Raw genomic sequence first — 25,230 nt, forward strand, 5'->3', positions numbered from 1 at the left:
CCAGTGGTGACCAAATCATGTGAGGATTTTCGTTTTCCTTTTCAAGTGGGGGGTAATACTTTATTATATGGATAATATGAAGAAGTGCATTCATCCAAGGAGGAATTTACCAAGTGATTATTGCTATAATCATTTTAATACTTACATCGTTTTTCTTTTCCGGTAGTGAAACAGCTTTAACTGCAACGAATAAAATGAGATTACAGTCTAAGGAAGATAAAAAATCCAAAAAATTACTCGATATCGTTTCAAAGCCTGAGCAATTTATAACCGCTATTCTAATTGGAAATAATATTTCAAATATACTGCTGCCAACCTTGGTTACCATGGTTGCCCTAGAGTATGGATTTAGTGTTGGTTTGGCTTCTGCTATCCTAACAGTCGTGATTATTATCTTTGCAGAAGTTATTCCTAAATCGGTTGCTGCAGCTTTTCCGGATCGCATTTCGTATATTGTTTATCCGGTTATTCGGTTCGTTATCATAATTTTTAAACCGTTAACGTTCCTATTAAATTCGATTACTGGCTTTATTATAAGGAGTCTATCTAAAGGACAGGATAAAGAGGCATCTGTATCGAAGGAAGAAATTAGAGCCATGGTGGATATTGCCCGGACAGAAGGCATTTTTAAACAAGACGAGTCCCATCGAATTAAAGGGGTTTTAGAATTCAATAATTTAAATGTGAAGGATGCCTTAAAAACTCCTAGAGTAGATCTTGTTGGCTTGCCAAACAACGCTACCTTTGAGGAGGCTCGTGATGTCGCCATTCAAAATCCTTTCACAAGATATCCCATTTATGAAGAAGATGTGGATAATATTATAGGGGTATTTCACTCGAAATATTTATTATCTTGGTCGATAGACCCTGATCAAACATTGGAATCCTTTAGTGATATGGACCCGCTTATTGTGTTTGAGTTCCATTCGATTGAATATGTTTTTCGTAAAATGATCCAAGAGAAAAAGCATATGGCTGTGGTGTTAGATGAGTATGGGGGAACAGAAGGGATTATCACGCATGAGGATATCATCGAAGTGTTAATTGGACTTGAAATTGAAGATGAGACAGATGTCGTGAGTGAAGCCCTGGTGGAAAAAGTATCAGATAAGGAAATCGTGTGTCACGGAAAAATACCGCTCCACCGCTTAAATACCATTTTTCATACGAATATTCCTGAAGAGGAAGATGTGCTTGCTGGCTATTTAATTAAGGAGTTTAATTATTTTCCTGAAGAAGGGGAAACGCTTACTGCTGCTGGATTAACCTTTACTATTTTGCGGACAGATGACCGAACGTTAAAACGTGTCCAAATTTTGAAGGAACCCGAAAAGGGAATTAGATAAGCAAAAGGCATGCTGCTATGTAGTAGCATGTTTTTTGTATTGCGTATATAATCATATAGTTATATACTTATGCAAAAGAGGTGATGGCGTATGGTAAAGGCGAGTGTTGAAATGGAGCAAGCAGCAGTGATCCTTAAACTGCTCGGGGATAGAACCCGACTTACGATGTTAAAGCTGTTGGATGAACATACCTGCTGTGTGTGTGAGTTTGTGGAAATTTTTCAAGTGAGTCAACCATCAATTAGCCAACATTTACGTAAGCTCAGAGACGTTGGTCTTGTGAAGGAAGAACGAAAAGGCCAGTGGATTTTCTATTCGCTGAACAAAACGAATACGTACTATACTTTTCTTGTGCCCTTATTAGAACAGCTTCCTGATCAGCGTTATCGTTTAAAGGAGCTTGAGGAGAACGGTACAAGAATAAATTGTTGTTAGGGGGAAATATATTGTTATCTGTCATCTTAGCGTTACTCATTTTCCTGGTGACCTTAATCTTTGTCATTTGGCAACCGAAAGGATTATCTATTGGCTGGTCAGCTTGTTCCGGTGCAGTACTTGCTTTATTGGTGGGGGTAGTGGACTTCCATGACGTGGCCGAAGTAACCGGTATTGTATGGAATGCTACACTTGCCTTCGTAGCCATTATCCTTATATCATTGGTGCTTGATGAAATCGGGTTTTTTGAATGGGCAGCACTACATATGGCCAAGGCGGCAAAGGGTAATGGGGTTAGAATGTTTATCTATGTTAGTATCCTTGGAGCAATTGTTGCGGCCTTTTTCGCAAATGATGGCGCAGCATTAATCCTCACCCCTATTGTGCTTGCTATGGTGCGGAATTTAAAGTTTAAAGAAAAAATGATTTTTCCATTTATCATGGCAAGCGGGTTTATTGCAGATACGACCTCTTTGCCCCTCGTGGTAAGTAATTTGGTAAACATTGTGTCAGCGGATTTCTTTAATATTGGATTTGTCGAATATGCTTCTCGAATGATCATACCGAACTTTTTCTCCCTAGGAGCAACCATTCTAGTTCTATTTCTATACTTTAGAAAAAATATTCCTGCAACCTACGATGTCACGCAGTTAATGAAGCCGGCAGATGCTATTAAGGATAAGAAAATGTTCCGTCTTTCCTGGTATGTACTTGGAATATTACTTGTTGGTTACTTTATTAGTGAGTTCATCCATCTGCCTGTTTCGATTGTAGCTGGTGTGGTAGCCATTTTCTTTTTATTCATGGCTAAGTCAAGCAAGGCTGTTAATACCCTTGCTGTAATCAAAGGAGCACCTTGGGCGATAGTCTTTTTCTCTATTGGAATGTATGTGGTGGTCTTTGGTTTACGGAATGCAGGGCTTACGGACATTTTAGCCGTCGTGATCCAAAAGAGCGCGGAGCAGGGATTATTTTTCGCAACAGTAGCGATGGGGTTCATTGCAGCAATTCTTTCCTCGGTTATGAATAACATGCCGACTGTTATGATCGATGCTATTGCAATCGCGGAAACAGATACAACAGGAGTGATTAGAGAAGCGCTGATTTATGCGAATGTGATTGGATCAGATCTTGGACCGAAAATTACGCCAATTGGTTCATTAGCAACTTTACTGTGGCTCCATGTTCTCTCGCAAAAGGGAATTAAAATATCATGGGGGACATACTTCAAGACAGGGATTATCCTTACGCTCCCTATTTTATTTATTACATTAATTGGTTTATATTTAACGTTAACTTTACTATAGGAGGTAGAAAAACATATGGCTAAAAAAAGCATTTATTTTTTATGTACTGGAAACTCATGTCGTAGCCAAATGGCGGAAGGCTGGGCAAAAAAAATACTTGGTGATGAGTGGGAAGTGAAGAGTGCGGGTATTGAAGCACATGGTTTAAATCCTAAAGCGGTTCAGGCAATGAAGGAGATCTCCATCGACATCTCTGACCAGACCTCTGACATAATTGTTCCGGAAATTTTAAACAATGCAGACTTGGCAGTAACGTTATGCGGTGACGCGGCTGATAAATGCCCAATGACACCTCCCCAAGTACGTAGAGAGCACTGGGGATTTGATGATCCAGCAAAAGCAGAAGGAACAGAGGAAGAGAAGTGGCAAGTTTTTCAACGTGTTAGAGATCAAATAGGTGAAAGAATCAAGCAATTTGCCAAGACGGGGAAGTAAAGATTTAAGAGAGACTGGAACAGTTATGGTAAGTGTCTAATTTTCGCTACGGATAAATACTACGCTTTCCGTGGGCACGGCCTCAGCCTCCTCAGAAGCAAAGGACGCTTCTGAGGGGGTCTTCGGACTCGTGCTGTTCCCACTGGAGTCTGCGTATTTTCCTCCGCTATATAGCGTATGTAAACCAATCCCCAACGTGTAGGAAGGGGAATCGTATTCGAAGGCTATATGGGCGTTCCCGGGTTTGAGTTTCAAACCTCTCTTGTCCCGGTCTTTCTTTTAGTAAGTGATGTTGCTCTATGCCCACCACATGTCGCCCATGGATTCTTTAACCATGACTGGCTTGAGGTTTTCTACTGCTTTCGTGAAGCCTTCGTCTACTGACATGAGGCCATCTTCGTGTTCAATGCTAACTACATAATCATAATTCATTAAACGTAGGGTGCTCACAATATCGGCCCATGTTTTCGTGTCATGACCAAATCCGACACTTCTAAAGTACCACGCTCGATCACGCATTTGGGAATAGTCGGTCATATCTGTAAGTCCATTTCGGTTCATATTTGGCTGGTCAATGATCGTATCCTTCGCATGGAAATGATGAATCGCATTTTCACGGCCAAGAATTTTAATCGATTCAACAGGATCAATGCCTTGCCACCACATATGGCTAGGATCAAGGTTGGCACCAATTGCCGGACCGCACGCTTCCCGAAGTTTCAACATGGTTGCAGGAGTATGTACAGAGAAGCCACCATGTAACTCAAGTCCAATCTTAACACCATGTTTTTCTGCAAAATCATTTTTTTCCTTCCAGTACGGAATAAGCTTTTCTTCCCATTGCCATTTTAGTACCTCTTGGAAGTCGTGTGGCCAAGGTGTCACTGGCCAGTTTGGATAGAGGGCACCTTCATGGTCTCCTGGGCATCCAGAGAAGGTATTTACAACCGGTACACCAAGCTTCTCAGCAAGGATAATCGTTTTTTCTAATATTTCATCTGCAGGTTCTGCAATTTTCTTTTGAGGATGAAGAGGGTTTCCGTGACAGCTTAGGGCACTAATCATTAACCCGCGTGATTCCACTTTTTGTTTGAATTCGGATAATTTCTGTTCATCGTTGAGTAGTTCATCAACCTTACAGTGTGCATCACCAGGATAACCACCTGTTCCTAACTCTACCGCTTCCAATCCTTTGGAAGAAACGTAGTCTAACATGTCATCAAATGACTTATCGGAGAATAATACTGTAAAAACACCTAATTTCATTTGAACAACCTCCTCTATTAGTCTTGTATATTCATTTTGTAATCCTTTACATTACTAAACATATATAATTCAACATGATAAATCAACCATTTTGTATATATTTAAAAAATATATTGACAGAAAATTGGGACTGTATTACTATAAAATTGTAAACGATTACAATTGGCGGCATTTGAAAAGAGGGACACCATAATGACCAACATCCACCACGTAGCAAAAGAAGCAGGCGTATCTGTCGCCACGGTATCACGTGTATTAAACGGGCAAAATAGCGTTACATACAAGACGAAGCTAAAGGTTGAAGAAGCAATCAACAAGTTGAATTATGAACCGAGTGTACTGGGCAGAAATCTACGAAACTCTGAAAGCAGAATACTATTGATTCTTATCCCGCAAATTTCTAATCCCTTCTACACAGAAATAATTAAAGGAATTGAGCAAACTGCAATTAGTCTTCACTATAATATTTTACTTTGCGAGACAGATTCAAGTCCACAACGTGAGAACATCTATTTTGAGCTTGTGCGCAACAAGATGGCTGATGGTATTATCTCTATGGACCCTGCGGTAAATCGAGAAACCTTACTTAAACTGGCTGAGAAGCACGCGATTATCCAATGCAGTGAATATACGCCAGACAGTGGGATACCGTATGTAACGATTGATAATGAAGAGGCTGCCTATCGTGCGGTAAATCATCTGATTCAAATTGGCCACCGTAACATTGCGATGATCAACTCTGATGAGACCTATCTCTATGCACAGCAGCGGAGACAGGGCTATCAAAAAGCGTTGTTGAAGCACGACATTCCAATCCGACCAGAATATGTCCTACATGCTTCTGAGCTGGGGTTTGATAATGGACAGCAGGCAATGAAAAGGATTCTAAAGCTGAAAGATCGGCCAACAGCCGTTTTTGCAGTGTCAGACTTGTTGGCTATCGGTGCACTAAAGGAAGTGAATAATCAACGATTACAGGTACCAGAAGATATGGCCATTGTTGGTTTTGACAAGATCGATTTTTCCAATATGACCTATCCAACTTTGACGACCATCTCCCAGCCAATGTATAAGATGGGAAAGATTGCAGCAAGCATGCTCATTGACCGGATAAAAGGAAAACAGGTTGAAAGCGTCATTTTAGAACATGAACTTGTAATTCGTGGCTCAACTGCAGGATAACTACCTAAGACTAGCGCTCTGTTATTAAACGTCTGCTTTAATAGTAGAGCGCTAGCCTTAGACAGATAAATGTAAACGTTTACAATGGCTTGGCTAGTATTTTAAAAACACAAAAGGGGTGGTTGGTGTGAGAAAGCTTTGGTTGTTTTTGTTGGCATTATTCGTTATTGGTTTAGTTGCTTGTGGAGAGGAGAGCAGTGGGGATAGTGAAGATGGAGGTGATAGCGTAGATAGCGATCTAACGATTGGCATATCCCTTCCTTCTGCAACCCATGGGTGGATGGGGGCATTAATTGATAATGCGGAAAGTCAGGCGAAGGAGATACAAGAGGCAGAAGGTATTAACTATATTATGACGAATGCAGCAGATCCTAACTCTCAGGCAAATGATGTGGATGATCTGATATCACAGGATGTAGATGTAATTGTTATGCTTCCTATTGAATCTGCAGCACTGTCGCCAGTAGGGCAAAAAGTAAAAGATGCCGGTATCCCATTAGTTATCGTCGATCGTGAGCTGGAAAATGATGCAGCAACAGTCGTCGTGAAAGGGGATAATGAAGGAATTGGTGTAAATGCTGGGGAGTACTTCATTGATAAGTTAGGCGGAAAAGGAAAGATAGTCGAAATTACCGGACCTCCTAGTTCTGTTACAGAACAACGTGGTGCAGGCTTTAAAGAGGCAATTGAGAGCACAGATGGCATGGAGATCATTGCATCTCAAAGTGGAGATTTTTCAACCGAGACTTCTTTAGAAGTAATGCAAAACATTTTGCAAGCACAACCGGAAATCGATGCCGTGTTTACGCAAGATGATGGAATGGCATTAGGGGTAGTGCAAGCAATTAAAGAAGCCGGACGCGAAGATATTCAATTTGTGACAGGTGCAGGTGGAGCGAAAGAGGTATTTGAAAGTATTAAAGATGATGGCCTTATTTCGGCAACTTTCCTTTATTCACCAACAATGGTTCGAGAAGGTGTGAAAATTGCAGCAGAGCTGGCTAAGGGAGAAGATCCAGAAGAAACAATGGTTATTATGGAAGCGACAGAAATCATTAAAGACAATGTAGAAGAGCAATATGATCCTGACTCTAAATTCTAATTAAATGGTGAGGAGGCACAATGTAAAAAGGTTACAACATTGTGTTTCCTTTAACTCATTTGGCCCAAGCTGGGTAGATTGGTTGGTGTTCCATAATAGCGGTACTCTAAGCTTTTGATCGTCTAGCTTCGAGCACCAAAAACTAGGCTACTTCGTGAATCGCCCTGCAATAAGTCATCATCGGTTCGCATGCTCACCGTGATTCCTTTATTTCAGTTGATTCACTCCAGTCGCTACGTTTTTAACCGGTGCTCTAAGCTTTTGTTTAATAAAGGGGGATAGTTATGTCGAATGATTGGATTGTAGAAATGAAGGATATTGAAAAGTCGTTTAACAGGATCCCTGTATTGAAAAAGGTCACGTTACAAGTGAAAAAAGGGGAAATTCATGCACTGCTTGGAGAAAATGGCGCTGGAAAGTCTACCTTGATGAATATACTCGGCGGGGTGCATTTAGCTGATAAAGGATTCATTATGGTGGATGGAGAAAAAGTTGCGATTACGACACCAAAAGAATCTCAGCAACTTGGAATTAGTTTTATTCACCAGGAATTAAATGTCGTTGGCGATTTACGAATCTATGAAAACATGTTCCTAGGTTCAGAGCTACGTAACAAGTTAGGCATTCTAAAAGTAGAAGAGATGTGCCGACAGACCAAGGACATTTTAGCAAAGCTGGGTGTCAGGCTTGACCCAAAGGAATACGTTCGTAATTTAGATACGTCCTACAAACAGCTTATTGAAATTGCCCGCGCCCTTTTACACAGATCCCGCATTATTATCATGGACGAACCAACGACAGCCCTTGCAGAGCATGAAGTGGAAAGATTATTCAGTTTCATGACAAAACTCCGGGAGACAGGCGTCTCCATTATTTATATCTCCCATAAGTTAAAGGAAATTAAAGCGATCTGCGACAGGTATACTGTACTGCGGGATGGGGAGTGGGTCGCAACAGGGAGCTTAAAGGAAACAGAGCTAGACCAGATTACAAACATGATGGTTGGTAGATCCGTTTCAGAAGAGCGATTTGTGCAGGAACATTCCTTTGGAGATACGATACTCGAAGTAAAGGATTTAGGCTGCGAGGGTGAATTTCGTGATATTAACTTTGTTGTAAGGCGAGGAGAAATAGTTGGCTTTACGGGCCTTGCGGGCGATGGGAGAACTGAGCTTATTGAAACGCTATTTGGCTATAGAAGGAAATCGACTGGCGAAATAAAGGTGAATGGCAAGCAGGTGAAAATAAATCATCCTAAACATGCTTTAAAAGCGGGGCTTGGCCTTGTTCCGAAAGATCGTAAAGAAAATGCGATTATTAAAGATTTAAATGTTATCCATAATCTAACGCTCTCCTCCATGAGCCACTTTGAACAGGCTGGTTTTATTCAGGAAAAGAGAGAAAAGAGTAGGTTTTCTTATTACCGCGATAAATTAAATATAAAACTTCACGATCCAACTGTCACGATAGATAAATTAAGTGGGGGAAATCAACAAAAAGTCGTCATTGCGAAGTGGCTGGAAGTAGGTCCGGATGTTCTTATCTTTGATAACCCTACTCAAGGGATTGATGTTGGTGCCAAAAGAGAGGTCTACCAGCATATTATTGACCTTGCTGCGGAGGGGAAAGCAATCATTATCCTTTCTTCTGAAGCACCGGAAATAATGAAGGTTTGCCATTATATCCACGTCATGTATCAAGGAGAAATCACAGCTAGTATCAATGGTGATAAGGCGACAGAGGATCTGATTATGAGGTATGCAACGGGATCGAAAAGGGAGGGTGGAAAAGGTGGGAAATACAGAAATGCAGCCACAGCAAAAGAATAGACAAGAGCGTTCGATTTTGAAAGATAAGCTATCTTGGCTGTGGTCGGAGTACAGCGTCATTATAGCCTTTTTAATTATTTTTATTGCAGCATCTTTTATGAGTCCAAGGTTTCTCGATATTAACAATCAGATGAACATTCTTATGCAAGTTTCCATTATAGGGATCATCGCACTTGGAATGACTGTTGTCATGCTGTCTGGAGGGATCGACCTATCGGTAGGATCTGTCCTTGCGTTGGTCGGTGTCATTGCTGTTATAGCATTAAATGCAACGGGTAGTATTATTGCAGCAGTTTTGACAGCTTTTATTGTCGGTTCCTTTGCAGGGCTCCTTAACGGATTAATGGTCGCAAAGGGAAGGATAGCTTCCTTCATTGCCACCCTTGGTATGATGGCAGCTGCCAGGTCAATTGCCTTGTATATTGCTAACGGAGGAAGTATCTCAGGAGAAGTATCTGGTTTTAGTGCGATTGCCAATAGTGAATTCCTCATGATTGATTACCCGATTATTATTTTTATTATCATGACAGTGTTTGTCTATTTGCTTATGCATAAAACTAGATTTGGGCGATACGTTTATGCAATTGGAAGTAATGAAAAAGCAGCCATGTTATCGGGGATTCGGGTAGATAGAGTGAAAATAGGGGTATATAGTTTAACAGGGCTTTTGGTTAGTGTTGCAGCTACAATTGAAACCTCTCGCCTCAATTCCATTTCCTCCTCAAGTTCGGGAGTGTCCTACGAACTAGATGCCATTGCTGCGGTCATTATTGGTGGAACAAGAATGACTGGTGGAAGAGGGAAGATTATTGGAACATTTTTCGGTGTTCTCATCCTAGGTATCTTAAATAATATGATGAACTTAATGAATGTATCCCCCCACCTGCAAGGCTTTGTTAAAGGGTTAATCATCATCGTAGCGGTAGTATTTCAAAAACGCGAGTAGTAGAGGGGCGATGAAAATGAAAGCAGGTATTATTGGGTGTGGATCGATTGCAAAATTGCGCCACGCACCAGAATATAAAGCAAATAAGCAGATCTCGGAAATTGTGTTTTATGACCGAAATCCCGAGCGATCAGAACGCCTTGCTTCCATGTTTGATGGCTCTGTGGCGAGGTCAATTAATGACTTGTTAGAAGACCCCACAATTAAGGTGATCAGTGATTGTTCCTCAAATGAAAATCATCATATTTTCTCAACGAAAGCTTTATTATCTGGAAAGCATGTACTTTGTGAAAAACCCATTTCTCTAACTGTAAAGGACGCACAAGAGATCTTGGAAGCAGAGAAGAAATCAGGCAAGGTATTGATGGTGGATCATAATCAACGCTTTACTCGCGCACACCAAAAAGCAAGAGAGATTATTCGAGGTGGGGAGTTAGGTAAGGTTCTCACCTTTAGAACGACCTTTGGCCATAAAGGGCCAGAACACTGGGGAGTGAATAAATCAAATTCTACATGGTTTTTTAAAAAAGAACGTTCTGGATTTGGAGTGGCGGGTGATTTGGGAATTCACAAGCTCGATTTAATCCATTACCTTCTGGAAGACGAGATTACAAAGATTAGTGCTTTTCAAGGAGCGCTTAATAAAGTGGATGAACAGGGTAAGCCAATTGAAGTCTGTGATAATGTCGTGGCCAGTATGCAAACAAAAAAAGGTTGTCTCGGCTCGGCATCCTTCTCCTGGTCCTATTATGGAGAAGAAGATAACAGTACTGTTCTTTATTGTGAAGCAGGTATTTTGAAGATTTATCACGACCCTGAATACCAGTTGGAAGTGATTAAAAGCACTGGAGAGAAGATTAATTATCAGCTGGAAACTATTCAAACAAATGACAACCAAACCAATACGGGTGTTATTGACGCGTTTATCCATTGTGTAACAACGGGTGAAAAACCAATTGCTTCTGGCCAGGATGCCCTAGGGTCGTTAAAAGTAGTACTAGGAATGCTTCAAGCAGCAGAAACTGGTCGTGTTATCAGCCTAAATCCGTCTTAAGAAGGAAGTACACACATAGCACCCTCCGCTTTTCTTTTGCCCTCTGTTCTATGAGATAGTAAGATGTAGGGGAATGGAGGGTTTGTATGAACCTTTTAGCAAAACAGCCTTATTTTAAAATGGAACGGAAGGTAACGAGCATAGAGCAAATTGACATCGAGCATGAGCGCGTACTGACGTTATTTGATGAGAAGATTACTACCCAAAATAGAGAGTTTTTGATGAAAGATATTCTAGATGTTTCCTACCGTGAAATAGGTACTGACGGTGGTGGCCTTTTATACTTACACACATCACAGGGCGTCTATTCCTATACGGTCAGGGAATCTCCTATGGCATTTGTTGAGGCCTACCGCTTACATTGCCAAGCATAATTGTGTCTAATAAATGACACCAAGTCATAATGTATTGAATTATGACTTGGTGTCATTTATTATGGAGATATATCGAAGTGACACATTGTCACATTTGGAGTGAATTGTATGCCAACCTTAACGTTTTATAATCTTCCTGAAGAAAAGAAACAAAAACTAGTTGCTGCTGCAGAGCAGGAATTTTCCCGGGTACCAGTTTATGAAGCCTCTATTGCGAATATTGTAAGGCAGGCTGGAATACCGCGTGGAAGCTTTTATCAGTACTTTGAAGGGAAAGAGGATGTGTTCTTTTTTCTGTTGAATACACAAGCACAGAAACGCAGACGTACTTTTTTTTCTCTCCTGGAGAAGCATGGCGGTGATATATTTCAAACAATGACCGAAATGTATGCCATCCTATTACAAGAAATTCCAACACAAGAGAATCTCCAATTTTTAAGGCATGCCTTTCTTAATATGACGCATAAAGTGGAACAATCGCTTGCAGAGATGTTCAGTTATGGGGATAGGAACGAAATGATAGATGGCCTTAGACCTTATATTAAAATGTCTGCTTTAAATACGAAATCTGAAGATGAGCTTGTACATGTTATGCAAATCATAATCGCTGTTACAATGCGAAATATTATGGAGAAATTCTCACGAAATCTTTCTGAGGAGCAGGCAATGGAGAATTACAAAATAGAATTGAACTTATTGCAAAAAGGGCTTTGCAAATGATATCACGAGAGGAAGTTTAAATTGGTCGCTGGAGCTGTGAATAATCTTAAAACATTAAAAGTAGAATTAACTAGATTTATGATGTCCTATAAATTTGCTTTACACGAAATGAATACTAAAATCGATATTCTTAAACAAGAGTTTCATTATATTCATGAGTATAATCCAATTGAGCATGTGAGTTCTCGGTTAAAAGCACCCGAGAGTATATTGAAGAAAGTTAAAAAGAAAGGGTATGAGTTGTCACTTCCTGCCATTAGAGAGAATGTTCGTGATATCGCGGGCATACGAATAACATGTTCCTTTATCGGTTTTGGACAAGAAGACTCCATCCTCAAGCTTAGCTAGGGTGGAGAAATTGTCTGGTTTTCATGTATTACATACAAATAACGAACATTTGTGCGTGTTTTTCTGATATAATAGATGTACTATTCATATAAGAAAGTTGTGATAAATATGTCTATTCACAAAGCCTATAAGTTCCGAATCTATCCAAATGCACCACAAGAAGTCTTCATTGCGAAGACGATTGGTTGCTCCCGTTTTGTGTTCAATCATTTTCTGAATCAATGGAATGAAGCTTACACCAAGACGGGAAAAGGCTTGACATACAAGGCTTGTTCCGCCCAGCTGACACAACTCAAAAAGCAATTGGTGTGGCTCAAAGAAGTGGATAGCATAGCCATGCAGTCAGCGCTTAAACACTTGGCTGATTCATACAACCGCTTTTTTAAAAAACAAAATAAAGCCCCACGTTTTAAGTCCAAGAAAAACCCTGTTCAATCTTATACCACGAAGTATACCAATCATAATATAGCGGTTGTTGGGAACAAACTCAAATTGCCAAAATTAGGTCTTGTCAGATTCGCCAAGAGCCGTGAAGTGGAGGGGCGGATCCTGAGCGCTACGATAAGACGCAATCCGAGTGGGAAATATTTTGTTTCGGTTTTAGCTGAAACAGAAGAAAAACCGTTACCCAAAACTGGTTCTGCTGTTGGAATCGACGTCGGCCTCAAAGATTTTGCCGTGCTTTCGGATGGGACGGTGTATGCGAATCCGAAATATTTTCGTACATTAGAGTCCCGCTTGGCAAAAGAACAGCGTATTCTATCCCGGCGTAAAGAGCTGGCGATAAAGCAAAAACGAGCCTTACAGGACGCCATGAACTATCAAAAACAAAAGCGTAAAGTAGCACGCCTCCATGAGCGTATTAGCAATGCACGGCATGATTACCTGCATAAAATTTCTACTGCTATTGTCAAAAACCACGACTTTATCGGTATCGAAGACTTACAGGTGTCCAACATGCTGAAAAATCACAAATTAGCAAAAGCCATCAGTGAAGCGAGCTGGTCACAATTTCGACAGATGCTAGAATACAAAGCGGCTTGGTATGGAAAGCACGTGATAACCGTTGCCAGGAATTTTCCGTCTAGTCAGCTTTGTTCCACACCAGATTGTGGCTATCAAAATAAAGCCGTTAAAAATCTCGGGTTGCGCCAATGGGTTTGTCCCCAGTGCGGCGCACATCATGACCGGGATAAGAACGCAAGCTTGAATCTTAAAAACAAAGCGTTACGACTTCTAACTGCGGGAGCGCAGGGATAGCCTAATAACATAACTTTCGGTTACGAAGGTGTTCTTAGGAATCCCCCCTTCAAACGTCTGTTAAGTTGGGGGTCATTCAAATCAGATATCTATGAAATAAGTGACATGCTTCAACGTCAAAAGGATATTACAGTGATTGAATGTAAGGACTATATTAAAAACCCGAAGCCAAATGGATATCAGAGTCTTCACCTCATTTTGCAGGTTCCCATTTTTATGTCTGATCGTGAAGAGAATATGTATGTCGAAATTCAAATTCGAACGATTGCCATGGATTTTTGGGCTAGTTTGGAGCATAAGATCTATTATAAATATAATAAAGAGGTTCCAGCACACCTAACGGAAGAGCTGAAGGAAGCCGCAGACTCTGCGACGAAGCTGGATCGTAAAATGGAAGAGATTCACCGCAAAATGGCCCAGATCAAAGAGGATAATAATGAAGAAAAAGAAAATCCACTGGAGCTTATGTTGCTTAATGAGCGTTTTGCATTACCGGAAGATTTCCTGGAAAAAGAATAAATAAATCAAAGAAAGGCATGGCTTCCTGCCATGCTTTTCTTTGAAAACTATTGATCGAGTTTTCGTCTTCCCCATAGACCGAATGATCGATTTACATAAATGATGATTGCTCCCGCTACTAACAACACGAGTGGGATAACCCAAGTAAATCCAAAAGCCACCAGCATAGGGGCAAAGGTAACAATCGCAATATCAAAAGGTGCTACACCGATATACGCTAGTGCATAATCATCGGTCGTTTTACTCTTTAGTTCTGGGTCTACAATCCGTAGTAGGGCAAGTCCCATTGCCACCGTACCAGTACTCCAACCCCAACCGAACAAGGATTTTTCCACCCAAAAGTCTTTAAAGATATTAGGCCCAATAAAACGAAAAAGAATGTATGCCCAAATCGTCCCAAATAGGAAGAGCAGAGCTAGCGGAAGTGCGTAATCTACCACAACCGTTATATTAATGGAGGCAATCCCAATCGCTACAAGATAATCTGTTGCTGTTCCACCTATACGTTCCATTACCCGTTGATCCACATACTCATCTGCCTTTACTTTGCGGCTTGCGACTTGAAAAAGCAGAGCCAGAATAAAAGCAATACTAAATAATGGGATGGATACTGCAGGAATGGCCTTTTGTAAAATGTCAGATACCCAATAGGAAACCCCAATGACCAGCGCAATAATGGAAATATGCAGAACAAGCGGGTCAATTGAGCTAGGTGATACAGTCTCTTCACCCATTGCAGTGCGTTCTGTTTTTCCCATTAACCCTGTACGCAATTCGTTTGGTAGATCCTTAAAGCTTTGGATGAATTTCGTATGTCCTTTTTCAGTACTGCGTTTTACTAAAACCAATCCACCAAGTACTGCAATTAAAATTCCGATAGTAGCTGACGTCATGGCAAGGTCCATAGCCTCATCCCAACCGTAATATTGGAAGCCTTCGCCAATTGCTGCAGCTGTTCCGTGTCCTCCAAGGAAACCAGCACCGAGAATTAAGCCAAAGCCGCTTGGCAAATCTGAGAAAAGGGGTACTAACACGATTAGCCCAAATAGTGCACCAGCTCCCCACATAAGAAGGGTTAATAGCATGGAAAACGACCACATCTCTCTTACGCGATGAATAATTTCCTTCAAGTTTACCTTTGCTGCACCGATTGGTATGGCTGCAAAAATAACCGCAATTAGAAGTCCGGGATAAGAACTAAATTGGTCTGAAAAGGGCAGCCAATCGAAACCACTTGGACCAAAGGCTAGTCCAATAAAACCGGCTATCATGCTTGCAGGGAGAAAGAGTGCCTGCATCCATTTTAGCTTTGCTCGCAGAATCGTTCCTGCTAGTAATAATCCAGAAATAATACTTATATCAATCATAAATGCTACTATAGTAAATTCATTCATTCAATTTCCTCCCTTTTTGTTGTGTATTTACGAGATTTTGTGTCTAAAAGTCTCTTGGGAGAGCAAAGCACCTCTTAGAATAGGTTTCGTGCAATGTGTTTGGTACTTCAGGCACCAGGTATGGCACAGAATATAACTTATCTTAAGATTTAAGCTTAGGGATCAATAATGGCCGATGATGGTATCCTCTATGAGGTGAAAAAACGTGTGGAATAACTCAGTTAAGCATGGTTTGTGATTTTTCCTTGTGGGCAATGGATATGAAATAAGATCTTATAAAGTGAGGACATATCACGAAATGTTTTTCAATTTAGTCTTTCTTTAAGTAAAGGCATGACCATACAACAACTGAGTATTTCCTTATAAATATGGTGTATCTTGTGGCGTTTACGCTTGTATAGGGGAGCGTTACCTTGGAAGGTGGTTTTTCCGTTTTAAAAAATAAATGGGCCTTTTCTATAAGCTTTTAATTTCTTTTCCAAAAAGATAAGATAATGTACCGTTTGAGCAGTCCCCCATATTTAGAAGTCCTTTCTTACTATATATCAAAAAGTAGGGAAAAAGGAAGACTTTTAGGCTAAATTATATCTTTCCAAATTTCTTAATGATGAAAAAAGAGAGTTGTATCATTGGAGAGAAGGGTAAAGGGGCAATCGGCATGGGTAATTGGATAAAAAGGAAAAGCCGAGCGGGGTACGTAAACCGCTCGGCATGGTAATTTGATAGTATCCTTAACTTATTGCTTCTCAATTTGAATGATGTTTTTTTCGTTTAATGCAACCTTACCTTGCCTTTGGAGGGTAAGCATTTCGCCTTCTTGAAGATTTGTAAAGACAACTGGCGTCATAATCGATGTAGCATTCTTTTCAATATAATCCAGATCTGCACTTAGTAAAGGCTGTCCTGCCCTAACTGTATCACCTTGCTCAACTAGTGTTTCAAATCCAATTCCATCCAAGTGAACCGTATCAATTCCAACATGAATTAAGATTTCTCTACCTCCATCGGATTCGATTCCAATTGCGTGTTTTGTAGGGAAAACATTGACTACTTTTCCGTTGACTGGAGAGACGATTTTTCCATCTGTTGGTATGATAGCAAAACCATCGCCCAACATTTTGGCAGAGAAGACTTGATCCGGTACGTTTGTAATAGAGACAATTTCGCCTTCTAGTGGTGTGTGGATCGCTTCATTTGTTTTGCCATCGTTCTGCATCGCTTCCGGATTTATTTCTTCCATCTGTTGCTTAACTTCTTCCTGTTGATTTGTTTCCGTAACCCGCGGTCTTCTACCTGAAATAATATCCTGCATTTGTCTTTTCAATGTTTCGGATCGCGGTCCGAAAATCGCCTGAATATTGTCACCGACTTCAAGTACTCCAGCAGCACCAAGCTTCTTAAGTCTGCCTTTGTCTACATCTTTTATTGATTTAACGGATACACGAAGTCTGGTAATACAGGCATCTAAATGCGAAATGTTTTGCTGTCCACCTATTGCGTCTAACACGTTATAAGCAAGGTCACCAGCTTCTGTTTTAGTGTCGTCTTCTAATTCATCATCTTCTTCACGTCCTGGTGTCATCAAATTAAATTTTTTAATGAAGAAACGAAAGATAAAGTAGTAAATGACAGAAAAAGTCAATCCAAGAATAATGGTAATCCACCAGGGTTCCTGGTTAGGTAGTATTCCAAATAAGGCGAAGTCAATCGCACCACCAGAGAACGTGTATCCTACGTTGACACTGAACATGGTCATAAGTACAAAGGACAGTCCATCCAGTACAGCGTGAAGGAAAAACAACAGTGGTGAAATAAACATAAATGTGAATTCAAGTGGCTCTGTAATCCCTGTTAAGAAGGATGTTAACGCAGCAGAACCTAATAATCCTGCAACGAGTTTCTTTTTAGCTGGTTTTGCTGCATGGTACATTGCAAGCGCTGCAGCTGGCAGTCCGAACATCATGATTGGAAATTCACCTGCCATAAAGTTACCAGCAGTAATATCAACGCCATCTTTTAATTGAGCGAAGAAGATCGTCATGTCCCCACGTACAATATTTCCTGCAGCCGTTGTGTACGAACCAAATTCATACCAGAAAGGCGCGTGAAAAATATGATGCAATCCAAATGGGATGAGTAATCGTTTAATAAATCCAAAGAAGAATACTGCAAGATAAGTTCCCTCTTCAATTAACCAGTGAGATGCACTATTCATCGCGTCTTGTACAGGTGGCCAGATAAGGAGTAGCAATAAACCTGCTACAAACGCTATAGCAGCCGTAATAATTGGTACAAACCGTTTACCTGCAAAGAAGCCAAGGAATGAAGGCATTTCAATATCATGGAACCGGTTATAACAAAATGCGGCAATTAGCCCGACAATAATCCCGCCGAAGACACCTGTCTGTAAGGTAGGTATCCCCAATACAGTCGCATAGCCAGGATCTGCCACTACCATCTCAGGTGTCACGCCAACCCAGGAACTCATTACCTGGTTTAGTACTAAGTAGCCTACAATTGCAGCAAGACCTGCTGTGCCATCACCGGCCAATCCGATTGCTACTCCGACTGCAAATATAAGTGCTAAGTTATTAAAGATAATGCCACCGGCATCTTCCATTACAGTTGCCATAAGTTGAATCCAGTCTGCACTTAGAAAAGGCAGATACTCAAGCATCGATTCTTGTTGAGCTGCGTTACCAAAACCAAGTAACAAACCAGCTGCTGGCAGGAGTGCTACCGGCAACATTAAAGCTTTTCCTACTTTTTGTAGGATGCCAAAAGCCTTTTTAAACAAAGGAAACCCTCCTATAATATAAGGACTTAATTGATTAGTTAATGAGAGCAAATGAGAAAAAATCACATCAGCTTCTCTTTTAGCGAATATGTACGTGATACTCGGGAATTCAAAATTTAACTGCCTCGTCATTGCTTCTAAGCTAGCTAAAATTTTATACACTCCTAGCGTACAAAAAAGGCATGAACAGAGACGATGAAAAAGATGATAGGACTAATTTCCCCATATCATTTTTTCATAATCGTCTCTACTCATGCCTGACCGAATCAGTAACACGTATAATCGTATGTCATTATTTTGTTATAAGCCGTTGAAGATGCATTGTCAGATATACCGCTTCAGCTTCGTAAACGGGCTTTTTTAACGTTTGCTGCATAATTTTAATTATCTTCCACGAGAGATTGTAGCATGTTGGATACTCAGATTTCAATAGGGAAGCTATTTTTTCCGGCTCCTGTACTATTTCATCATTTAGTACCCGCTCAATGGTATAGCGTAAGTGCCGGAGTAAACGGGCGTATTCCATCCCTTCCCGGTCAATCGTTACGCGCAACTGCACTTCTATCATCTCAATCAGCTGAATAATGAGTTTGGAGTAGCGATTCACATCGGAGACGGCTTTATCCGTAATCGCACTGTGGACGTGTAAAGCAATAAAGCCAATTTCGCCTTCTGGCAAGTCTATTTGCATGGAATGGTTGATAAATTCCACTACCTCAGCGGCAACCTCATATTCGAATGGATAGAGCGCTTTCGTTTCTGTTAAAAACGGATTTTTGATAGCCATTCCATTTAATAGTCTTGTAGTGGCAAACAGAATATGATCTGTCAGCGCAACATGGACCTTTTCACTAAGTATAGTTCGTGTTCTTCTTCGAATGATCTCAATAGAAGAAATGATAGTATTTAGCGTGTTTTCGTCTAAATCAGGGATTAGGCTCTTATAATGTTCTTGCGCCTTTTCATTACGCAGAACAAATAGCTTTTCCACTGTATTTTCAGGAATGATGGAATCTTTACTTTTGTTAAAGCCAATCCCTTTACCTATTAAGACTACTTCGCGCTGATTATCATCCAGGGCGATTAGTACATTATTATTGAGAGCCTTTACGACTTTGTAATCATTCATTTTTTATCACGTCCTTAAAGCTCTATCATAGCATTATACCAGGGAATATGAAAAGAACTTTAATTATGTGATGGATAAGAATAAAGCTACTATCCTTTAAACTTCTTTTACTACAATTGCTTGTGTTGACTTAATCTTTTTACATTCTTCAAACATTTCTTTCTCTACTAGTCCCAATTTAATTGCTGCCTCTAACTTTTCTGTATCTGGTTTTTTTTCAATGAGAACAAAATCCTGAAGATTAGCCTCTTCTAGCTTTTTAATTGTTAGGTCTGTTTCATAAGCAATACTAGATCGAATTTGGCGCTTTAGCTCATAATGGCCACGACTAATTTCTCCTGCTTTGTCTTTTCCTAACTCTTCATCTAAGTAAGTATGAAATTTTTTCTTTAATCGATTCATTTCTTGTTCCAGTTCTTTCTTTTGTTTATTTAATATATCGTAGCGCTTTACATCTTCTTCAGAAACGATTTCGGTGTTATTCATCATCATTCCCCCTAGGTTCCCTTATGAGTAATGTTTATGAAAAGAACCATAAAATCATGACAGGCAGAGAGCCAGTTTGTTAACAGAATGTGTATTTTTCAGAACAGTGCAAATTACCATTTAAATTTCGGGAAAATGTGCTATGATATTAACTATACAAATTTTTAACAAAAGGGAGTTTATGGTTAAGCAGGAGGTACATATGAGCGAGATAGGGGATAAATTAAAGAAGCTAAGGGAAGAAAATGGGTATACTCCAGAGGAAATTGCAAGGGAGTTGCACTTTACCAAAAGCGTTGTTTGGAGCTATGAACTTGGAAAAAGAGAACCAAGTCCTAAACACCTTTGCCAAATGGCGCAGTTATTTGGTGTAACGGTTGATGATATTCTTAAAGAAGAGAAACATAAAATAGTAATCGACTTGCAGCTAGATAAAACATGGGAAGACTATAAACTCTTTGTAGGTCATATGGAGCTAAGCAAAGCAGAGGTAGAAGATGCCATCTTACTTATCAAGGCTCGTCGTATGGTGAAAAGCCAAACGGAACGAAGACTAAACGGTTCTTACGGCAGAAGACACTGATCTATAACGCAAATTCTAATAATCAAGGATAGGCAAATAAAAAGCGACTGGTTTTACTGAACTAGTCGCTTTTTCGTGTTCATGGAGCTTATCTAATCATGCACTCTATAGAATATTTGTGTTTAATTTCTTTGGCCAAATGGAATAATACCTATAGATATAATAAAAGGAGTGTATATCCATGGACAACCAGAATGAAATCAAAAAAGAGGTTGAGCATATACTTGATAATAGTCATGTAGGAACAATGGCTACTGTAAAGAACAACAAGCCGCATTCCAGGTATATGACTTTTCATAATGAAGGGTTAAAACTTTATACACCTACGAATGAAGATACGGATAAAACAGAAGAGATAGAAGAAAATCCTTATACGCATATCATTTTAGGCTATGAAGGGGAAGGATTTGGAGACAGTTTTGTGGAATACGAAGGGAAAGTACGTTTCAATGATTCGGAAGAGGTAAAGAAGGCTTTATGGAATGCCCATATGAAGCTTTATTTTGATGGGCCGGATGATCCGAACCTTGTCGTGCTGGAAGTTGAACCAGTAGCAGTTCGGTTAATGAATAAAAAAGGGCAGCCACCAAAGGAATTAGAAATGTAAAAAAGGAAAAAGGGTTGGGACATAACGTCCCAGCCTTTTTAAAAAACAAAAAATAAGAAAAAAGACTGCTTAATCTCCGCTACGGAAAAAATGCTCCGCTTTCCGTGGGCACGGCCTTAGTCTCGGGCCAACAGGATGTTGGTCACGAAGGCGTTGCCACAGGACGTGGCGCTCTTAGCCTTTGTTCCTTCGCTTCTTGTGGGGCCTTCGGACTCGTGCTGTTCCCACAGGACAAGTAAGGCTTCGTCAGCGATTCATCGCACGCAGAAAATGCGAATGCATTTTCAAGGAGTCTCCGCATTTTCCCTTCGCTAAAGTGTGATTCAGATAACAAAAAATTAGGGATTATCCGGAAGTATTCGAACTGTTTTTACAATACTTAAGTGTCCTTTTTTCTTGTATAATTTTCTTTTTCCTCATCCATTTGAATATATCTCTTCGTTAGTTCTGCTTACCTGTTATTTATTTAAGACTTGATGAGCAGGTAGATGAAATAAATACCGCCGATTACGGAAACGACTAGGCCTACGGGGATTTCAGAAGGAGAAAGAATGTTTCTTCCTACTGTGTCAGCGACAAGAAGAAGAAAACCACCCATCAGCGCTGTAATTGGCAATATAGCTTGATGTCTCGTTCCTACTAATTTTTTAACTAGATGTGGTGTGACAAGGCCAAGAAATGCAATACCGCCGCCTACGGCTACACTTGAGCCTGCAAGGGCCACCGCAGCGAGCAATAAGAGCATTCTTTCCCTTTCCACCCTTGTACCAAGGCCTTTCGCAATATCATCCCCAAGGTTCATCGTGTTTAGTGTATTTGCCTTTAAAAAAGTATAGGGTAAAAGAATTAAGATCCATGGCAATAAAGCATAAACGTAGGTCCAATCTGTCCCTGAGATATTCCCTGATAGCCAAACGGTGGCTCTCGTAAAATCGTTTGGGTCCATTTTTAATTGGAAAACGATGATTAAAGCAGAGAATGCTGCGTTAATTCCAATCCCGACAAGGATAAGACGAATAGGGGATACCCCGTTTTTCCAAGAAATCGCATAGATTAAGGTAGCTGCCACGACAGAACCGATTAAGGCTGCTGCTGGCAACAGAAAGATCGAAGCAGTGGAAGCTGTTATTGTACCCGATTGAAACAGGTAAATAGAAAGAACCACAGCAAAGCCAGCACCAGCATTTATTCCAATAATACCTGGGTCGGCCAATTCATTTTGTGTCACGCTTTGCAGGATTGCCCCTGAGACGGCCATTCCTGCTCCAATCAGAAGGGCAATTACCATGCGTGGAAGACGAAAGTCAAATAGAACTAAGCTGCTTTGCGATGTTCCATTACCTGTTAGGGTTTTCCACACATCGACAGGCGAAATTTGCATAACTCCTAAGTTTAGACTAATTATAAGCGTAAGAAGAATTGCTATAAATAAAGAAACGGCCACTAGCCAAGCTCTTTTTGTTGGGGTTAGCTTTTTCATTGCTTTGCCCTCCCTTCACGGCGTGCAAGATAGAGGAAGAAAGGCACACCAACTAATGCCGTAATGGTGCCCACTGGTGTTTCAAATGGTGGGTTAACCATTCGGGAAACCGTGTCAGCTGCCACTAGTAAAATACCCCCGAGTATGGCGGAGCACGGTATTATCCAGCGGTAATCGGTTCCTACAAGAAAACGTGTAATATGTGGGATGACTAGCCCAATAAATCCAATAGTTCCCGCAATGGAAACCGCAGCCCCTGTCAACAGCAAGACAACGAGGGTCCCAATGATTTTGACTAGAAATGTTTTTTGGCCAAGTCCCCTTGCAAGGTCTTCACCAAGATTGAGAACGGTAATAGAACTGCTTAATGTCAGTCCAACTATTAAGCCTATTACAACTATAGGAGCCAGCAATTGGACATGGACCCACTGCACACTGGCGACACCGCCTGCATACCAAAAACTTAAATCCTTTGCTATATTGAAGTGAATGGCAATCGCAGAGGAAATGGAGCTGAGTAAAGCAGTTACCGCTGTACCAGCAAGGGCCAGCTTTACAGGTGTCAGTCCAGATTTGGACAATGACCCGACACCAAACACGATCCCTGCACCCAAACCAGCACCGAGAAACGCCCAAACCATAACGGTAACATTTGAAGCACCTGGCATAAGGGCGAAGGAAATGGCCATCATAAACGTAGCACCAGCAGTGACTCCCATAATAGAAGGGGAAGCTAGTGGATTACGTGTCATTCCTTGCATAATAGAACCAGAAACAGCAAGAGCCGCACCAATTAAAGTAGCTGCCAAGGCCCTTGGAATTCGTAGATTACATATAATTTGATGAGATGTTTGTAGTGTGTCAAATTGTACGAAGCTCTGCCAAATGGTACTTACTTTAATATCAGCACTCCCATAAAGGATAGAGAAGGCAATACAAAAAATGAGTATTACCGAGCCGCCAGTTAAGATAAACGTAGCCACCATGGGCCTTGATTGCTTGTACCCCTTTGCAGCAGAAAATCTATTTAAAAAAGACATAAAAGTTACTCCCCGTATAAAACAAAATTAAAACTGTTGCCATTATATTATAAGGGATAGCATGCAACAATAACATAAGAAACACTCTTGAATCTGGAATAAATAATTTTATTGTAAATGAGAATGAAAATTGTTATCATTAGGAAAGTTACTGAAATATTCAACATAAAGGAGAACAATGAGAATGAAATTAAATAAAAGTTTCGTGCTAATAGGCATTTTATTTTTAGTTTTATTGCTTGCAGCTTGTGGAGGAAACGAAGATAGTGAGAATGCTTCGGAGGACGGAAGCAACGAAGAAACGCAGGAAGGACAAGCTCGTACCCTGACAGATGCAGCAGGAAATGAAGTAGAGATACCTGCCAATCCGGAAAACGTTATCGCCTCCTACTTAGAGGATTATTTAGTAGCACTTGATATTACACCTGTTGCGCAATGGTCCGTTCGTGATGGAGAAGATGTGCAGGACTATTTACAGGATGACCTTGGTGACGTTCCAACTATACCAAGTGACCTTCCATACGAGGCCGTGGCAAGCTTTGAACCAGACTTGCTTATTATGGATTCAGCAGAAATGGTAGAAGGAAATAAATATGACCAGTATTCTAAGATAGCACCAACTTATGTAGTAGGAAATGAGCAAAATAATGAGTGGCGTGCTGAGCTTGAAGAAGTAGCAAAAGTGTTTGGAAAAGAAGACAAAGCTGAACAAGTACTGGCAGAATATGAAGAAAAGGCAGCGAGTGCCAAGGAAGAAATCAATACTGCTATCGGTTCTGACTCTGCCGTAGCCCTTTGGTTATTTAGTGATACTTTTTACATTGTAAATGAAAATCTCTCTAGTGGGGATGTGCTTTACAATGATTTAGGAATAACTACACCGAACGTCGTGAAAGAAATTTCAGGAGATTCGGTTCAAAACTGGTCTGAAATTTCCCTGGAAAAATTGGCTGAATTAGATGCAGATCACATTTTTCTAGCAAACGATGACAGTGATAGTGGATCAAAAATGCTTGAAGATCCAATCTGGCAAAACATCCCTGCAGTAAAGAAGGGAAATATTTATGAATTCTCTGGGGATTCAGCTTGGCTTTACACTGGCCCTATCGCCAACTCTCAAATCATTGATGATGTACTCAAAAGTGTAAAAGAATAAGCACAGGAACACCTCGACTCCGTTTCGCTGAGCCAAGGTGTTTTTTTGTTGTCTAGGAAATTATAAAATTCTAGTGCTGTGGATAACGAAACAATTGAATTTGCCACGTCCAGCTCCAGCGACCAGAAACTAGGCGACTTCACGAAATCGCCCTACGATAAAGAAGACTTGCCGACTGGTGAAGACCAGAGGCCTAGTCGCACTTATACCCGAGGGTGAAAAGAAGACTTGCCGACTGGTGAAACCAGAGGTCTAGTCGCACTTATACCCTTGCGGTGAAAGTCATCATCGATTGGGTAAATAGAGGTAGGTCGACTAAAAACGTCCTTGCCGGCCAACGCCGACATACCCCTTTTGCAGGGGCATGATTCCTTTATCTCAGTTGATTCGTTCCACTCGCTACGTTTCTAAACGGGCACTTGCGCTTTTGTTCTA

The 25,230-nt window shown here is 40.6% G+C and carries 22 protein-coding genes and 2 pseudogenes; 17 read left to right on the plus strand and 7 right to left on the minus strand.

Annotated elements, in window-relative coordinates; translation table 11 throughout:
- The first annotated feature begins 113 nt into the window (after positions 1 to 113).
- From K3T81_RS00965 to arsC, 4 genes are all read left to right on the plus strand, one after another.
- Positions 114 to 1,346: a hemolysin family protein gene (locus K3T81_RS00965; protein ID WP_238017598.1), complete on the plus strand. Its 1,233-nt coding sequence runs from the start codon at positions 114 to 116 to the stop codon at positions 1,344 to 1,346.
- 90 nt (positions 1,347 to 1,436) lie between these two features.
- Complete coding sequence (locus tag K3T81_RS00970; protein WP_238017601.1) at positions 1,437 to 1,781, plus strand: ArsR/SmtB family transcription factor; 345 nt, start codon at positions 1,437 to 1,439, stop codon at positions 1,779 to 1,781.
- An 11-nt stretch (positions 1,782 to 1,792) separates the two neighbouring features.
- Positions 1,793 to 3,088 (plus strand): arsenic transporter, encoded by a 1,296-nt coding sequence (locus tag K3T81_RS00975; protein ID WP_238017603.1) that lies wholly within the window; start codon positions 1,793 to 1,795, stop codon positions 3,086 to 3,088.
- Positions 3,089 to 3,103: 15 nt separating this feature from the next.
- Positions 3,104 to 3,523, plus strand: coding sequence for an arsenate reductase (thioredoxin) (gene arsC / locus K3T81_RS00980; RefSeq protein WP_238017605.1), 420 nt, complete (start codon positions 3,104 to 3,106; stop codon positions 3,521 to 3,523).
- A gap of 297 nt (positions 3,524 to 3,820) precedes the next feature.
- Here the strand turns inward: arsC and K3T81_RS00985 are convergent, their stop codons facing one another.
- Positions 3,821 to 4,789, minus strand: a complete 969-nt coding sequence (locus tag K3T81_RS00985; RefSeq protein WP_106898230.1) for a sugar phosphate isomerase/epimerase family protein — start codon at positions 4,787 to 4,789, stop codon at positions 3,821 to 3,823.
- A gap of 192 nt (positions 4,790 to 4,981) precedes the next feature.
- Here K3T81_RS00985 and K3T81_RS00990 point away from each other — a divergent pair, with 192 nt between their 5' ends.
- The 10 genes and pseudogenes from K3T81_RS00990 to K3T81_RS01035 all read left to right on the plus strand — a co-directional run.
- Positions 4,982 to 5,971 carry a LacI family DNA-binding transcriptional regulator gene (locus K3T81_RS00990; protein WP_238017607.1) on the plus strand — a complete coding sequence of 330 codons (990 nt, stop codon included), beginning with the start codon at positions 4,982 to 4,984 and terminating at the stop codon, positions 5,969 to 5,971.
- Between the two features lie 127 nt (positions 5,972 to 6,098).
- Positions 6,099 to 7,073 (plus strand): substrate-binding domain-containing protein, encoded by a 975-nt coding sequence (locus K3T81_RS00995; RefSeq protein ID WP_238017609.1) that lies wholly within the window; start codon positions 6,099 to 6,101, stop codon positions 7,071 to 7,073.
- 284 nt (positions 7,074 to 7,357) lie between these two features.
- Positions 7,358 to 8,902, plus strand: coding sequence for a sugar ABC transporter ATP-binding protein (locus K3T81_RS01000; RefSeq protein ID WP_238017611.1), 1,545 nt, complete (start codon positions 7,358 to 7,360; stop codon positions 8,900 to 8,902).
- Positions 8,880 to 9,848 carry an ABC transporter permease gene (locus K3T81_RS01005; RefSeq protein ID WP_249226013.1) on the plus strand — a complete coding sequence of 323 codons (969 nt, stop codon included), beginning with the start codon at positions 8,880 to 8,882 and terminating at the stop codon, positions 9,846 to 9,848. The genes K3T81_RS01000 and K3T81_RS01005 overlap by 23 nt, the downstream gene beginning before the upstream one ends.
- Before the next feature lie 10 nt (positions 9,849 to 9,858).
- Complete coding sequence (locus tag K3T81_RS01010; RefSeq protein WP_238017615.1) at positions 9,859 to 10,902, plus strand: Gfo/Idh/MocA family protein; 1,044 nt, start codon at positions 9,859 to 9,861, stop codon at positions 10,900 to 10,902.
- Between the two features lie 86 nt (positions 10,903 to 10,988).
- A complete protein-coding gene (locus K3T81_RS01015) occupies positions 10,989 to 11,276 on the plus strand; it encodes a hypothetical protein (protein ID WP_106898225.1) in 288 nt (95 codons plus the stop codon).
- Positions 11,277 to 11,384: 108 nt separating this feature from the next.
- Positions 11,385 to 11,996 carry a TetR/AcrR family transcriptional regulator gene (locus K3T81_RS01020; RefSeq protein WP_161464847.1) on the plus strand — a complete coding sequence of 204 codons (612 nt, stop codon included), beginning with the start codon at positions 11,385 to 11,387 and terminating at the stop codon, positions 11,994 to 11,996.
- A gap of 78 nt (positions 11,997 to 12,074) precedes the next feature.
- Positions 12,075 to 12,305, plus strand: a pseudogene (locus K3T81_RS01025) (GTP pyrophosphokinase family protein); the annotation flags it as partial.
- Between the two features lie 147 nt (positions 12,306 to 12,452).
- Complete coding sequence (gene tnpB / locus K3T81_RS01030) at positions 12,453 to 13,604, plus strand: IS200/IS605 family element RNA-guided endonuclease TnpB (RefSeq protein ID WP_238017617.1); 1,152 nt, start codon at positions 12,453 to 12,455, stop codon at positions 13,602 to 13,604.
- 72 nt (positions 13,605 to 13,676) lie between these two features.
- Positions 13,677 to 14,123, plus strand: a pseudogene (locus K3T81_RS01035) (GTP pyrophosphokinase); the annotation flags it as partial.
- 47 nt (positions 14,124 to 14,170) lie between these two features.
- Here K3T81_RS01035 and K3T81_RS01040 read toward each other — a convergent pair.
- The 4 genes from K3T81_RS01040 to K3T81_RS01055 all read right to left on the minus strand — a co-directional run bounded on the left by K3T81_RS01040 (position 14,171) and on the right by K3T81_RS01055 (position 19,929).
- Positions 14,171 to 15,517, minus strand: a complete 1,347-nt coding sequence (locus tag K3T81_RS01040) for a sodium/glutamate symporter (protein ID WP_106898223.1) — start codon at positions 15,515 to 15,517, stop codon at positions 14,171 to 14,173.
- A 736-nt stretch (positions 15,518 to 16,253) separates the two neighbouring features.
- Complete coding sequence (ptsG, locus tag K3T81_RS01045) at positions 16,254 to 18,314, minus strand: glucose-specific PTS transporter subunit IIBC (protein ID WP_238017620.1); 2,061 nt, start codon at positions 18,312 to 18,314, stop codon at positions 16,254 to 16,256.
- Positions 18,315 to 18,606: 292 nt separating this feature from the next.
- Positions 18,607 to 19,443: a glucose PTS transporter transcription antiterminator GlcT gene (glcT, locus tag K3T81_RS01050; RefSeq protein ID WP_036577791.1), complete on the minus strand. Its 837-nt coding sequence runs from the start codon at positions 19,441 to 19,443 to the stop codon at positions 18,607 to 18,609.
- 96 nt (positions 19,444 to 19,539) lie between these two features.
- The gene (locus K3T81_RS01055) at positions 19,540 to 19,929 is read right to left on the minus strand and encodes a hypothetical protein (protein WP_051558026.1); all 390 of its coding nucleotides are present in this window, start codon (positions 19,927 to 19,929) and stop codon (positions 19,540 to 19,542) included.
- A 202-nt stretch (positions 19,930 to 20,131) separates the two neighbouring features.
- On the opposite strand from K3T81_RS01055, the gene K3T81_RS01060 reads away from it, so the two are divergent.
- Together K3T81_RS01060 and K3T81_RS01065 are read left to right on the plus strand one after the other, a co-directional pair.
- Positions 20,132 to 20,512, plus strand: a complete 381-nt coding sequence (locus K3T81_RS01060; protein WP_051558025.1) for a helix-turn-helix domain-containing protein — start codon at positions 20,132 to 20,134, stop codon at positions 20,510 to 20,512.
- Between the two features lie 181 nt (positions 20,513 to 20,693).
- A complete protein-coding gene (locus K3T81_RS01065) occupies positions 20,694 to 21,119 on the plus strand; it encodes a pyridoxamine 5'-phosphate oxidase family protein (protein WP_238017622.1) in 426 nt (141 codons plus the stop codon).
- A 466-nt stretch (positions 21,120 to 21,585) separates the two neighbouring features.
- Here K3T81_RS01065 and K3T81_RS01070 read toward each other — a convergent pair whose 3' ends face one another.
- Positions 21,586 to 22,599 (minus strand): FecCD family ABC transporter permease, encoded by a 1,014-nt coding sequence (locus K3T81_RS01070; RefSeq protein WP_238017624.1) that lies wholly within the window; start codon positions 22,597 to 22,599, stop codon positions 21,586 to 21,588.
- Complete coding sequence (locus K3T81_RS01075; protein WP_238017626.1) at positions 22,596 to 23,639, minus strand: FecCD family ABC transporter permease; 1,044 nt, start codon at positions 23,637 to 23,639, stop codon at positions 22,596 to 22,598. Before K3T81_RS01075 ends, K3T81_RS01070 begins: the two co-directional genes overlap by 4 nt.
- 184 nt (positions 23,640 to 23,823) lie before the next feature.
- Here K3T81_RS01075 and K3T81_RS01080 point away from each other — a divergent pair, with 184 nt between their 5' ends.
- Positions 23,824 to 24,795: an ABC transporter substrate-binding protein gene (locus tag K3T81_RS01080; RefSeq protein WP_338044580.1), complete on the plus strand. Its 972-nt coding sequence runs from the start codon at positions 23,824 to 23,826 to the stop codon at positions 24,793 to 24,795.
- Positions 24,796 to 25,230 lie beyond the last annotated feature (435 nt).

This window comes from Oceanobacillus jordanicus (assembly GCF_022095695.1).
GTDB classification, from domain to species: domain Bacteria; phylum Bacillota; class Bacilli; order Bacillales; family Amphibacillaceae; genus Oceanobacillus_B; species Oceanobacillus_B jordanicus.

Excerpts from the sequence above, each read along its gene's own strand:
- K3T81_RS00970 (WP_238017601.1), top strand. The coding sequence starts at position 1,437 with ATGGTAAAGGCGAGTGTTGAAATGGAGCAAGCAGCAGTGATCCTTAAA.
- arsC (WP_238017605.1), top strand. The coding sequence starts at position 3,104 with ATGGCTAAAAAAAGCATTTATTTTTTATGTACTGGAAACTCATGTCGT.
- K3T81_RS00985 (WP_106898230.1), bottom strand. The coding sequence starts at position 4,789 with ATGAAATTAGGTGTTTTTACAGTATTATTCTCCGATAAGTCATTTGAT.
- K3T81_RS00990 (WP_238017607.1), top strand. The coding sequence starts at position 4,982 with ATGACCAACATCCACCACGTAGCAAAAGAAGCAGGCGTATCTGTCGCC.
- K3T81_RS01000 (WP_238017611.1), top strand. The coding sequence starts at position 7,358 with ATGTCGAATGATTGGATTGTAGAAATGAAGGATATTGAAAAGTCGTTT.
- K3T81_RS01005 (WP_249226013.1), top strand. The coding sequence starts at position 8,880 with ATGCAGCCACAGCAAAAGAATAGACAAGAGCGTTCGATTTTGAAAGAT.
- K3T81_RS01010 (WP_238017615.1), top strand. The coding sequence starts at position 9,859 with ATGAAAATGAAAGCAGGTATTATTGGGTGTGGATCGATTGCAAAATTG.
- K3T81_RS01015 (WP_106898225.1), top strand. The coding sequence starts at position 10,989 with ATGAACCTTTTAGCAAAACAGCCTTATTTTAAAATGGAACGGAAGGTA.
- K3T81_RS01020 (WP_161464847.1), top strand. The coding sequence starts at position 11,385 with ATGCCAACCTTAACGTTTTATAATCTTCCTGAAGAAAAGAAACAAAAA.
- tnpB (WP_238017617.1), top strand. The coding sequence starts at position 12,453 with ATGTCTATTCACAAAGCCTATAAGTTCCGAATCTATCCAAATGCACCA.
- K3T81_RS01040 (WP_106898223.1), bottom strand. The coding sequence starts at position 15,517 with ATGAATGAATTTACTATAGTAGCATTTATGATTGATATAAGTATTATT.
- glcT (WP_036577791.1), bottom strand. The coding sequence starts at position 19,443 with ATGAATGATTACAAAGTCGTAAAGGCTCTCAATAATAATGTACTAATC.
- K3T81_RS01055 (WP_051558026.1), bottom strand. The coding sequence starts at position 19,929 with ATGAATAACACCGAAATCGTTTCTGAAGAAGATGTAAAGCGCTACGAT.
- K3T81_RS01060 (WP_051558025.1), top strand. The coding sequence starts at position 20,132 with ATGAGCGAGATAGGGGATAAATTAAAGAAGCTAAGGGAAGAAAATGGG.
- K3T81_RS01065 (WP_238017622.1), top strand. The coding sequence starts at position 20,694 with ATGGACAACCAGAATGAAATCAAAAAAGAGGTTGAGCATATACTTGAT.
- K3T81_RS01070 (WP_238017624.1), bottom strand. The coding sequence starts at position 22,599 with ATGAAAAAGCTAACCCCAACAAAAAGAGCTTGGCTAGTGGCCGTTTCT.
- K3T81_RS01075 (WP_238017626.1), bottom strand. The coding sequence starts at position 23,639 with ATGTCTTTTTTAAATAGATTTTCTGCTGCAAAGGGGTACAAGCAATCA.
- K3T81_RS01080 (WP_338044580.1), top strand. The coding sequence starts at position 23,824 with ATGAAATTAAATAAAAGTTTCGTGCTAATAGGCATTTTATTTTTAGTT.